Origin of the sequence: Shewanella sp. ZOR0012, assembly GCF_000798835.1 — a bacterium.
GTDB lineage: Bacteria > Pseudomonadota > Gammaproteobacteria > Enterobacterales > Shewanellaceae > Shewanella > Shewanella xiamenensis.
This window is the reverse complement of sequence record NZ_JTLE01000094.1, coordinates 1,886,216-1,898,537: the sequence shown is the minus strand read 5'-3', so window position 1 is coordinate 1,898,537 and position 12,322 is coordinate 1,886,216. Positions and strand designations below refer to the sequence as shown.

The window sequence follows — 12,322 nt, the reverse complement described above, 5'->3', positions numbered from 1 at the left end:
CGATGTTATCGGCGGTTAAGTTAGTGGCTTTGCCACCGTTCACACTCACCTGCCACAAATCGTAGTTGGTAGTCCAAGCTTGATCTTTACTTGGCGCCTTGGCGCTGTACACCACATATTGGCCATCTGGGGTGAAAGTCACTTCTTCCATGCCTGAGAACGGTTTAGGCGGCGTTTCGGTGTCTAAGCCTTGAGTGATATCCACCACTTTAGTCAGCTTTTCACCGTTGAGGGCGCCAACAAATAAGTGGTTACGGGCATGGTCTTCCCACGTATCCCAGTGACGTACCATCAACTGCTTGTATTCACGGCCCGTCGATTTACGCTCTTCTTCAGCCTTAAACTTGTCTTTTGAGCACGCTAAGTCTTTACACTCTGGAAAGACGCGCATACTGAGCACGATTTGCTTGCCATCGTTAGAGAGTTTGTAACCATCAATATCCAATGGCAGATCAGAAACTTGCTGCGCTTCACCACCGGTTAATGGCAGTTGAAACAGTTGGCTTGAACCACTGCGGCTGGCAAGGAAATAAATCGATTTGTCATCGTTTGCGAAGCTGACATCGTGCTCAGTACCGGCGGCAGAGGTGAGCTGCAGCGGTTTCGCGTCTGCTTGCGTCAGATCGAGAAGATATAAATCCGAGCTTGCCTCTCCCTTGTCATTAACGGTTTTCAGGCCGTAGACCAGTTTTGTACCGTCGTGAGATACCACGGCTGAATGCAATTTGTTGAGTTTAACCAGCTGTTGCACAGTAAAAGGTTTAGGATCGGCCGCATGGGCAGAGCAGGCCAAACCTGCCGCGCCAAGCGCCAATAGGAGAGGAGCTATTTTCATTGTTATATCCATCTTTTGTTAAACACATTCGGTAGTTGTACCGAATGAACGGTCAAAACGAACATCAATCGTCTCTATGAAGATAAGTTTGCCACACTAACGAAACAAAAACGCTCAAGCAAGCCAAAAGGCGTACTTGAGCGGATTTTTTTGTGACAAATTGTCAGTCAATCAAGAATAGTCTGATTGAGTACCACTCGCCTCGCTATCTTGCTCAAATCCCGCTTAAAAAAGCCACATTTTTGCAAGAAGGCCATTTGCTTAGGCTTTAGCGTTAGCGATATTGACTTTCCAAATCGCTGGCCCCGTTTCATGGGCATTCACGCCGTTTGAGTCTACCGCTACAGTCACAGGCATATCTTCAACGTCGAACTCGTAAATCGCTTCCATACCTAAATCGGCAAAAGCCACCACGCGGGATTTCTTAATGGCTTTTGACACTAAGTAAGCCGCGCCGCCAACGGCCATCAGGTAAACAGCTTTGTGTTTCTTGATAGATTCAACGGTCGCAGGACCACGCTCAGCCTTACCAATCATGCCCATCAGGCCAGTTTTTTCTAGCATCAGATCGGTGAACTTATCCATACGGGTCGCGGTTGTAGGTCCTGCAGGACCCACAACTTCATTACCCACTGGGTCAACTGGGCCCACGTAGTAGATAAACTTACCAGTAAAGTCGACGCCTTCTGGTAAACCTTCGCCGCTTTCAATCAGGCTTTGGATACGCTTATGGGCAGCATCACGGCCGGTGAGCATTTTACCGCTTAACAGAATGGTTTCACCACTCTTCCACTGTTCGATATCGGCTTGAGTGACAGTGTCTAAGTTAACGCGGCGCACATCGCTGCCCACTTCACGGGTGATTTCTGGCCAGTCGCTCAGCGATGGAGGAGTAAGATCAGCAGGACCAGTTCCATCTAAATGGAAGTGAACGTGGCGAGTTGCGGCGCAGTTCGGGATCATCACTACAGGCTTTGATGCTGCATGAGTCGGCGCAGATTTGATTTTCACGTCTAACACTGTGGTTAAACCGCCAAGCCCCTGCGCACCAATACCTAAGTTATTAGCACGTTCGAAAATGTCTAAACGCAGTTTTTCTTCGCTGGTTTGTGCACCGCGCGCCATTAACTCGTGGATATCCACGCTCTCCATCAGCGCTTCTTTCGCCAGCACCGCGGCTTTTTCAGCGGTGCCGCCAATACCGATGCCGAGCATACCTGGAGGACACCAGCCCGCGCCCATGGTTGGCAGCGTTTTTTCAACCCAAGCAGCGATATCATCAGATGGGTTTAACATCACCATCTTGGCTTTGTTTTCACTGCCGCCGCCTTTAGCAGCAATAGCCACTTCAACATGGTTGCCTGGCACCATATCGATATGCACCACGGATGGGGTGTTGTCTTTGGTGTTTTTACGGCTACCCGCAGGATCAGCCACAATCGATGCACGCAATGGGTTATCTGGGTTGGTATAAGCACGACGCACACCTTCATCGACCATTTGCTGCACGGTCATATCGGTTTTGTCCCACTTAACTCCCATACCAATCTTAACGAAGGTGGTCACGATACCCGTGTCTTGACACAGTGGGCGTTTACCTTCGGCAGACATACGCGAGTTAATCAAAATTTGCGCAATCGCATCCTTCGCCGCCGCACTCTGCTCACGCTCATAAGCTTCGCTCATGGCATCAACAAAATCTTTGGGATGATAATAGGAGATGTATTGCAGGGCATCCGCCACACTTTCAATGAAGTCGGCTTGTTTAATCACTACATTTTCAGACGTTTCATGGTGAGATGACATAGTAGGTGCGCTCCAGCAGCCTTTAGGGCCTTACTTGTTTTTTGTGTAATTCTTTCTGGGCCAATATGATACTCTTTCCCATCTTTTTGGGCTACATCACATTTTTAGATAGGGTTAATAGATGGCAAATAGGGCGGCATTACCGCTGGCAGTACGCCAACTTGACTGGACATTCAGCACTGCAGCAATCTTCGAACACTTTGCAGCCGAGCCTTGGGCCATCTTGCTCGACTCGGCCAATGCGTCCCATCAGGACGCTAAATTCGATATTATTTGCGCAAATCCTATTGCCACCCTGATCACCCATGGCGAACTGACAGACATTCAAGTTCATTTCCCCGATTTAGCCGAGCCGCCTCACCTAAGCCCGCAGGATGACCCTTTTTCGCTGATCAAACAGCTGCTGCGCTATTGGTATCCACAATCCTTTGCCTGCGATTTGCCCTTTAGTGGTGGCGCTATGGGCAGTTTTAGTTATGATTTAGGCCGCCGAATTGAACAGTTACCCAGCACAGCGGCTAAGGATATTCACCTCGGCGAGATGAATATTGGCTTTTACGACTGGGCATTGATTTTTGACTATCAGCAGCAAAGCTGGTTTATGGTGCACTATTTAGGCGATGCCGCGCTCGATACTCAATTGAACATAATTGAAGCAAAAATAGCCAACACCACAAAACAGGCTGAGTTTAGTCTCACAAGCCCTTGGTCGGCGCAACTCACCAAAGCCCAGTACACCTCAAAATTTAATCAAGTACAGGCATATCTACAAAGCGGTGATTGCTATCAAATTAATTTAACTCAGCGATTTGAAGCTGAGTATCAAGGCGATGAATGGCTCGCCTACTGCAAGCTGCGAAGTGCCAATCAGGCGCCCTTCTCTGCCTTTATGCGGCTTGAGGCCAACGCGATTTTATCGATTTCGCCTGAGCGTTTTATTCAGCTGCGCGGGGATGATATTCAAACCAAACCGATTAAAGGCACCTTGCCACGTCATGCCGATCCGGAGCGGGATAAACAGGTGGCACAAACACTCGCCAACTCCCCTAAAGATCGCGCCGAAAACGTGATGATTGTGGATTTGCTACGTAATGATATCGGCAAAGTCGCGGCGCCCGGGTCAGTGCAAGTACCACACTTATTTGCCATAGAAAGTTTTCCGGCTGTGCACCATTTAGTGAGTACCGTCACCGCTAAACTCGATCCACAATACCACGCCAGTGACTTACTGCGGGCAGCCTTTCCCGGCGGTTCAATTACCGGCGCCCCCAAAATTCGCGCCATGGAAATTATTGAAGAACTGGAACCCTCACGCCGCAGTCTGTATTGTGGTTCAATAGGCTATATCAGCCAAGATGGGCAAATGGATACGAGCATTACCATCCGCACTATTGTTGCCGAGCGCGGCAAGCTCTATTGTTGGGCTGGCGGAGGCATCGTCGCCGACTCCAATGTCGATGCCGAATATCAAGAAAGCTTTGATAAAGTCAGTCGAATCTTACCCTTGTTAGATAGCCCTCAATAATCGACAGGAATGAGTGGGAAACCTATGGATCAAGCGGAATTTAGACTCAGATTCAATCTACACCCATTAGCTAAGCAAGATCCGGCGGCGCTCCCTCACCAAGGACTGCGAAAAGCGGCGGTGTTAATTCCCTTGCAGGAAATCCAAGGCGAGCTCAATCTGATTTTAACCCAAAGACCCATGCATCTTCGGGCGCACCCAGGACAAATCAGTTTTCCGGGAGGAAAGATTGAACCCAGTGATCCAAGTGCGATTATGGCGGCCCTGCGGGAAGCGGAGGAGGAAATTGGTCTTTGCCGAGAAAATGTGGATGTGATAGGTACTTTCCCTGCCCACAATACCTTTACTGGGTTTGAAATTACACCAGTGGTCGGGATCATCAAGCAAGATTTTACCTTAAGGCTCGATCCAGGCGAGGTTGCCGATTGTTTTACCGTGCCTTTAAGTTTTTTTATCGAACCAAGCCATCGGCATCGTAACGCATTCTTACGCAAAGGCCGTTATTACAGCGTGCATTTTATTCCGTATCAGCAGCGCTTTATTTGGGGCGCGACAGCGGCGATCATCGATCACCTCTGTCGGCATGTGAGTCTGCCCGAGGAGATGCTGTAAAGCCGCATTGCTCTTTTGGATAATTTAAATCACAAAATGTACATATAAGCCCGCCACTAACGACGTTAACAGCAGCAAGGGAATATTAAACCAATAACCCAGTTTACTGTGGTGGGCAACATAGTAGTTAAACGCCAGACTTATCAGACTTATCGCACCACAGCCCCAGATGATATATTGCAGTAATTCGGTTTCGCTTGGGTCCCAATAGTGCCTGAAGGTTTCGCCGCGACTCAAGTAGGACCCGACCTCTCGTTCGGGGCGAGCCTCGCCAAACACCATCAGCGCGTACACCGCCAATGTCCAACCCAAAATAGATAATGTCGCGAGGATGAGCTGGAATATTTTAACTTTTCTCATATCGCCTCCAAACGTTTAACGCACGATAACCAAACAATCTAAAGATGTCGGATTGTGGTTGATTGGGTATATATTGCTTAATAGCGGTAATATTCACCTCAGGATACCTTTTTCAGCTTGAGAAAAGCCACCAGCAAGGTAATATAAACCTCCAAAATTTTCATATAAAACGTTTCGTTGGAGAACTAAGCAACAATGAGTATTGCATCAGTCGCTTCTGTATTTAAAGGTGAGCACGCAGTCGGTTCTACAGTCACCGTACGTGGATGGGTAAGAACTCGTCGTGACTCTAAAGCTGGCATCTCTTTTTTGGCAGTCTATGACGGCTCCTGCTTCAATCCTATTCAAGGTGTCGTGCCAAATAGCTTAGAAAATTACGACAACGAAGTGTTAAAGCTAACTGCTGGCTGCTCGGTGATCGTAACCGGTGAGATTGTTGAATCTCCAGGCGCGGGCCAAGCCTATGAGTTGCAAGTGACTCAAGTTGAAGTGACTGGCTGGGTAGAAGATCCAGACACTTACCCAATGGCGGCTAAACGTCATTCTATTGAGCATTTACGTGAATTGGCGCACTTACGCCCACGTACTAATATCATTGGTGCCGTTGCTCGCGTACGTAACTGTTTATCTCAAGCCATTCACCGTTTCTACCACGAAAATGGCTTCGTGTGGGTATCTACACCGCTGATCACCGCATCTGACTGTGAAGGCGCGGGTGAAATGTTCCGTGTATCCACACTGGATATGGAAAACCTGCCACGCACCAGTGATGGCAAAGTAGACTACGACAAAGATTTCTTCGGTAAAGAGGCTTTCTTAACCGTATCGGGCCAATTAAACGGCGAAACCTACGCCTGCGCCCTGTCAAAAATTTATACCTTTGGCCCGACTTTCCGTGCTGAAAACTCAAACACTAGCCGTCACTTAGCGGAATTCTGGATGGTTGAGCCAGAAGTGGCCTTTGCCACCTTAAGCGATATCGCCAGTCTCGCTGAAGGCATGCTGAAATACGCCTTCAACGCGGTATTAGCTGAGCGTATGGACGATTTACAATTCTTCGCCCAACACGTGGATAAAACCGTAATTGAGCGTCTGCAATCCTTCGTCTCGAGCGATTTCGCCCAAGTGGACTACACCGATGCAGTAGATATTCTGCAAAAATGTGGCCGTGAGTTCGAATTCCCAGTGTCTTGGGGTATCGACTTATCCTCTGAGCACGAGCGTTATCTGGCCGAAGAGCACTTTAAAGCCCCAGTGGTTGTGAAGAACTATCCAAAAGATATCAAAGCCTTCTACATGCGCCTTAACGAAGACGGTAAAACTGTTGCCGCGATGGACGTATTGGCTCCAGGCATTGGTGAAATCATCGGTGGTTCGCAACGTGAAGAACGTTTAGACGTGCTGGATATGCGTTTAGAAGAAATGGATCTGAACAAAGAGGATTACTGGTGGTACCGCGATCTTCGTCGTTATGGCACAGTGCCACACGCAGGTTTTGGTCTAGGCTTTGAGCGTTTAGTGTCTTACGTCACTGGCGTATCGAACATCCGTGACGTGATCCCCTTCCCACGTGCACCACGTACCGCGAACTTCTAATATCGTTTCTTAGAAAGTTGTCCTTAAAACGCGCTAACAGCGCGTTTTTTTATTGCTGTCAAACTGCGCTAAAATTCATCACTCAATCAAACAGCTTAGCCAGAGTCCTTGCGCTTTAGGGGCGAAGAAATCTAAGATGGCAGCGGCTAATACAGTGTCGTTATTTTTTAGCCCAGTTGCATGTTAGTGGCGTAGTTGCACGAAGCAACTCAACAGCATTTTGCTCAATCGAGGAATCATAATGTCAAAGATCAATTTACTTTTGCTGTGCGGCGGTGGAAGTGCGGAACACGATATTTCCCTACTGTCGGCTAATTATTTTGAAACCTCGTTAGCAAAATCAGAACAGTTCAATGTACTACGTGTGGTACTGGATAAATTTGGCCAATACCAAACCGCCGCAGGCGATGACTGCGAGCTGACCAATAACCGTGAGATCCGCTTTCGTGACGAGAGCAAAGCCCCTTGGCCCGTGGATTATGTGATCCCTTGCATTCACGGTTACCCAGGTGAGACAGGCGATATTCAGTCTTACTTTAATCTTATCCAACTGCCCTACTTTGGTTGCGAATCCGAAGCGAGCAGTAACTGCTTTAACAAGATCACCGCCAAAATGTGGTTCAGCGCCTTAGGCATTCCCAACACACCTTATATCTTTTTAAATCAATACGATGATGAAGCTATTGCTCAAACCCAAGCGGCACTTGAAAAGTGGGGGTCAATTTTCGTCAAGGCTGCGTCTCAGGGCTCATCGGTCGGTTGCTATAAGGTGGATGAGGCTAGCAAAGTGAGCGAAGTACTCAAAGATGCCTTTGGTTATGCGCCCTACGTGATTGTTGAAAAAACCATTAAAGCCCGTGAACTTGAAGTCGCGGTCTATGAGTATCAAGGTGAAGTGATCGCCACCCTACCCGGCGAAATCATCTGCGATAGCAATACCTTCTACACCTTCGATGAAAAGTACGCGAAAAACAGTAAGGCGCGAACCGATGTCGTCGCGCAAAATGTACCGACTGAAATCAGCGATCAGATCCGAGCCTATGCGATTAAAGCCTTTAAAGGCATGAAGTTACGTCACCTGTCCCGTATCGACTTTTTCTTAACCGCGGACAATGAAATCCTGCTGAACGAAATCAATACCTTCCCAGGTTCGACGCCCATTTCGATGTTCCCTAAGATGCTGCAAAATCATGGGCATGATTTCACCCAATACTTAAGTTTAGTGATTAACAGCCAGTTAGCGGCAAAGTAACCACCTTAATCAGAGAAAGGTTTAGTCACAATAAGAGCGCCAATGGCGCTCTTATTGTTTGAGATGATACATAGTGATGATGATCAACGCGGCGACATGGCCGCTTGTTTCGCCAGTAATTCAAAAAACGCTGCCTTGGGCATGGGTTTATAAAATAGATAACCCTGAATTTCTTGAATATGGTTATCCATCATTACCTTAAGCTGTTCTTGAGTTTCAACCCCTTCCGCCGTGACTCGCAGATTAAGTGCATGACTTAAGCGTACTATCGCTTCAATCAAGGCAAGATGTCGCTCACCTTCCGCGAGCCTGTCAATAAAGCTCTTGTCGATCTTAATTTGATCAATAGGGAAATTCGCTAAATAAGACAACGAAGAATAACCCGTGCCAAAATCATCGAGGGAAATGCTAATACCTCGACCGCGTAACTCATTAAGCACTTGAATTAAATGAGTATGTTTTTTCATTAACAGGGATTCGGTGATCTCCAAGGTGATCAACTCATAGGGAAAATCCTCTATCCCTAAACCTTCAATAATATCGGCGAACGAATCACAAAACTCATCCTGCAACTCATGGGACCAAAATTCAAAGGTCGACACGTTAATCGCTAAACTCATCGGCCAACCGAGCGCTTGCATTTCAATAATGGTTTGCATCACAGCTTGGCGTACACAACGGCCAATATTGACAATTAAACCACTGTTTTCAGCAATGGGGATAAACTCATCGGGGGAAATAAACTGTCCTTCATGCTGCCAGCGCAGTAGCACCTCAGCACGCACAATGAGCCCCGTTGTCGCATCGACTATCGGTTGAAAGTACAACTCGAAAGCTTTTTGCTCTAATGCTTGCTTAAGTAGCGTGTGTAAATTAGCAATACGCTCTGCATTTTGTTGCATTTGCTCGGTAAAAAAATGATATCTATTACGGCCATTCGCCTTAGAGATATACATCGCTTGGTCAGCGCAGTTTAACAGTTGCTCTAAATCGAGGGCATCTTCAGGGAATCGCGCAATACCAATACTCACTGAGCTATAAACGCCTTTATCGAGGGATAATTCATAACGTCGATAAACCTGCTTATTGATCTTGTCAGCGAGTTGCGACAGTTCTCTTTGAGTCACAACCCCTGACAGTAGGATGGCGAACTCATCACCACCTAAGCGTGCAAACACCGCCTGCTCGTTCAAACAAGTTTTAACCTGTTCCACCATCTGCACTAAGAGGACATCGCCTTTGTCGTGACCGTAGGTATCGTTTACTTGTTTAAAGTTATCCAAATCCATCAACATAAAGCTAAAGCCAGGCGTTAGGCTATCGGCACAAATAAGCTCTTGGATTTGTCTAAACAAGGCATTACGGTTAGCAAGTCCCGTCAGGGAATCATTATTCGCTTGATATTTGATTAACTGAGCCGCTTTTTTACGCTCACTGACGTCAGAAAATAACCACGCAAACCCATTATCTGTACTATGGGGTTCACGAAAAACCGTTACGGTTAAATCGAGATAAAAGGTTTCACCATTATTCCGCAGACCGACCAGTTCACCCTGCCACATCTTCCCCTCAGAGAGATGGTTAAAGAGGGAAGCAATTTCATGGGGCTCAGAGGGAGAGAAAAACAGCTCAGGATTAAAATCTAAAATAGGCTCAGGCTGTGGCCAAACCATCAGTTTAAAAGCATCGTTGGCATAAAGTACCGAATGCTTTTCATTAGTGATCACCAGTGCTAGGGGTAAACGATCAAATATTTTCACTGCAAGACGCTGAAACTCCAGCGATCGACTACGTTCTATCGCTAAACTCGCTAATCTTGCTGCCTCAGCGATTAAGGTTAAATCCGCAGCCGTTGGGGATTTAATGACTTTGTAATACATTGCAAAGGTGCCAAGCACCTTACCTTGAGAATCTTTAATAGGTTCAGACCAACAAGCTCTTAATCCATGAACAAGTGCATAGGATTTATACAAGGCCCAATAAGGATGATGTTCGATATCCTCAACAATCACCCTTTCCCCCGTATAGGCCGCGGTACCACAGGAACCGGCCTCAGGGCCAATTTCGACGCCATGGATAGCTTGATTATAACTATCAGGTAAATGGGGCGCGGCCCCCATGAGCACTCTTTTACCGTCCTCACTGAGCAATAAGACCGAGGCGTGGGTGCCAAGGCGTTGATCTTCAATTTTTAACACTAAGGCATGGAGAATTTCTGCCAATGGCGCACCATTGAGCAGCATTGAAAGAATACCGTTGTAACACTCGAGGCTAACGTTTTGATTAAACGGGGCACTTAACTTACCAACCGCACCTACAACCTGCATTCCTTCGTCCATAGTACCCTTGTCAGTTAGCGTGTAAGTTAACGACATCACTAAGGTGATTAACCTTTGTAAATTAGAAGTGAATTTTAGGAGTATAAACAAGCTAAAGCAACCTTTCGATGTGTAACCAAAGGTTGCTTTAGTCTAAGGAATATTGACGTTATAGGATTATTTTTGCCGCAATTGGGTTGCAAGTCCCTACACTAAAAGTCTTTTAAAACCACTCGACCTCCCATAGGAACAACCATACATCACAGCGTATTTCGCGAGCATGCCCTAGCAAGGGCACATTCATGTAATCTCGAAGCGTCAACCCTCTAGGAAATTAGGCGAATATACTGCGGTTTATTCTTGAATGCGTTCAAGCTTTGCGAGATAAAAACCATCAAAACCAGTATCGGCTGGACTGATCGTTTCATCCTCGAGTAAACGGAAATTGGGATTTTCAGCTAAAAAGGCATCCACTTGACCGCGGTTTTCGCAGGGGAAAATCGAGCAAGTCGCGTACACCACAATGCCACCGACCTTCACCATGCGACTGTAACTGCTGAGAATATGCTTTTGCAGTTCCATCAACACAGGTAAACGTTCAGCGGTATCACGCCATTTGGCGTCGGGATTACGCTTTAATACCCCAAGGCCAGAACAGGGCACATCGAGCAGGACGCGATCGGCGCTAAGTTTTAAGCGTTTAATGGTTTTAGAGCCGACAATTAACCGTGTTTCGATATTGTGGGCACCATTACGACGGGCGCGCTCTTTCAGATTGTCGAGTTTCCATTGCTCCACATCCATCGCTAACAAACGACCTTTACCTTGCATTTGTGCAGCAATATGCAAGGTTTTTCCGCCAGCACCAGCGCAGGCATCAATCACTCGCATACCCGGTTTGGCATCGAGCGCAGCGGCTACCCGTTGTGAGCCCGCATCTTGCTGCTCAAATAAGCCATCTTTAAAGCTATTAGTACGAAACAGTGCCGAATCCGATGTCACTTCAAGGGCAGAATCAACGCTTTCGACCGCTTGAGTTGAGACAAATTCGGCCGCTAATTTTTGCGTTAATTCATCACGGGTGACTTTTAAACCATTAACCCGTAGGAAACGTTTAGGTGGCGTGCTTAAGGCCGCGCGCTCTTTTTCCCACGAAGCCCCCAACTGCTCATGTCCCATGGTATCTAACCATTCCGGGCAACCGTCCCAAAGTACGGGGTTAGTTTTAGCCTGTTCAATACGCGCGGCTAAATCATCAGTATCCACTGGCAGTGAGTACTGCATTTTAGGCAGTTCCAGCGCGTGAAATAAGTGCCACACATTAAGTAGCTTTGAGCCTAAACGCGCCATTTCTTCCGGCTTGATGTCGGCTAAGAAACAGTAAAGATTTAAGCGGCGTAGAATATCGCCCGTTACAGTCGCGATCCGCGCCTGCTCGGCGGGTACTAACTTTAATCCTGAAAAATGCTGAGAATAAGCCCGGTCTAAGGGTTTTCCTTCGCTTAGCACCATAGCTAAGATATTGATCACTAATTCATTCGAGCTGGCAGAAAGCGGAGAATTCAACATTTACAGGTCACCGTGAGTAATAAAACCGAGGGATCATAGGAGGTCAGGCACGAATACGCAAGTAAACAGATGCTCAGTTGCTATTAAGCACCGCAAAAGCCCAATAAAAAAGCGATCACAGGGATCGCTTTCATAAAACACTCAAATGCTCTTACATTTTGGAGCCCCGAGCACCATAGAATAGAATAAAACCATAGCACACCACAGGCAGAATAAATGCCAGTTGGATGCCTAAGTTATCGGCTAACACGCCCTGCAATAATGGCACAATCGCACCGCCCACAATGGCCAAACAGAGGATACCGCTGCCCTGAGAAGTATGGGGACCTAAATCTCGCAGTGCTAAGCTGAAAATGGTCGGAAACATGATTGAGTTAAATAATCCCACGCCCAAAATCGCCCACATGGCAATGCTGCCACTGGTTGTCATGGCCACCAACACTAACAAT

At 47.1% G+C, this 12,322-nt stretch carries 8 protein-coding genes and 2 pseudogenes; 4 read left to right on the top strand and 6 right to left on the bottom strand.

Going from position 1 to position 12,322, the window contains the following annotated elements:
* Both L976_RS09915 and L976_RS09910 read right to left on the bottom strand, forming a co-directional pair.
* Positions 1-835: pseudogene (locus tag L976_RS09915) on the bottom strand (PD40 domain-containing protein); the annotation flags it as partial.
* Between the two features lie 261 nt (positions 836-1,096).
* Positions 1,097-2,641, bottom strand: coding sequence for a fumarate hydratase (locus tag L976_RS09910; protein ID WP_047536415.1), 1,545 nt, complete (start codon positions 2,639-2,641; stop codon positions 1,097-1,099).
* Positions 2,642-2,762: 121 nt separating this feature from the next.
* Here L976_RS09910 and pabB point away from each other — a divergent pair, with 121 nt between their 5' ends.
* Together pabB and L976_RS09900 are read left to right on the top strand one after the other, a co-directional pair.
* Positions 2,763-4,166, top strand: coding sequence for an aminodeoxychorismate synthase component I (gene pabB / locus L976_RS09905; RefSeq protein ID WP_047536414.1), 1,404 nt, complete (start codon positions 2,763-2,765; stop codon positions 4,164-4,166).
* A gap of 24 nt (positions 4,167-4,190) precedes the next feature.
* Positions 4,191-4,778, top strand: coding sequence for a CoA pyrophosphatase (locus tag L976_RS09900; RefSeq protein ID WP_037418218.1), 588 nt, complete (start codon positions 4,191-4,193; stop codon positions 4,776-4,778).
* A 24-nt stretch (positions 4,779-4,802) separates the two neighbouring features.
* Here L976_RS09900 and L976_RS09895 read toward each other — a convergent pair whose 3' ends face one another.
* Positions 4,803-5,138, bottom strand: a complete 336-nt coding sequence (locus tag L976_RS09895) for a hypothetical protein (protein ID WP_037418216.1) — start codon at positions 5,136-5,138, stop codon at positions 4,803-4,805.
* 195 nt (positions 5,139-5,333) lie between these two features.
* Here L976_RS09895 and asnS point away from each other — a divergent pair, with 195 nt between their 5' ends.
* Positions 5,334-6,734 carry an asparagine--tRNA ligase gene (gene asnS, locus L976_RS09890; protein ID WP_037418214.1) on the top strand — a complete coding sequence of 467 codons (1,401 nt, stop codon included), beginning with the start codon at positions 5,334-5,336 and terminating at the stop codon, positions 6,732-6,734.
* 241 nt (positions 6,735-6,975) lie between these two features.
* Positions 6,976-7,986 carry a D-alanine--D-alanine ligase gene (locus L976_RS09885; protein WP_047536411.1) on the top strand — a complete coding sequence of 337 codons (1,011 nt, stop codon included), beginning with the start codon at positions 6,976-6,978 and terminating at the stop codon, positions 7,984-7,986.
* Between the two features lie 83 nt (positions 7,987-8,069).
* On the opposite strand, the gene L976_RS09880 is transcribed toward L976_RS09885, so the two are convergent.
* The 3 genes and pseudogenes from L976_RS09880 to L976_RS09870 form a co-directional block, all read right to left on the bottom strand.
* On the bottom strand, positions 8,070-10,325 hold the full coding sequence (locus tag L976_RS09880; protein ID WP_047536409.1) for a sensor domain-containing phosphodiesterase: 2,256 nt from the start codon (positions 10,323-10,325) through the stop codon (positions 8,070-8,072).
* Positions 10,326-10,658: 333 nt separating this feature from the next.
* Positions 10,659-11,873: an RsmB/NOP family class I SAM-dependent RNA methyltransferase gene (locus L976_RS09875; protein WP_037418205.1), complete on the bottom strand. Its 1,215-nt coding sequence runs from the start codon at positions 11,871-11,873 to the stop codon at positions 10,659-10,661.
* Between the two features lie 151 nt (positions 11,874-12,024).
* Positions 12,025-12,322, bottom strand: a pseudogene (locus L976_RS09870) (glucose/galactose MFS transporter); the annotation flags it as partial.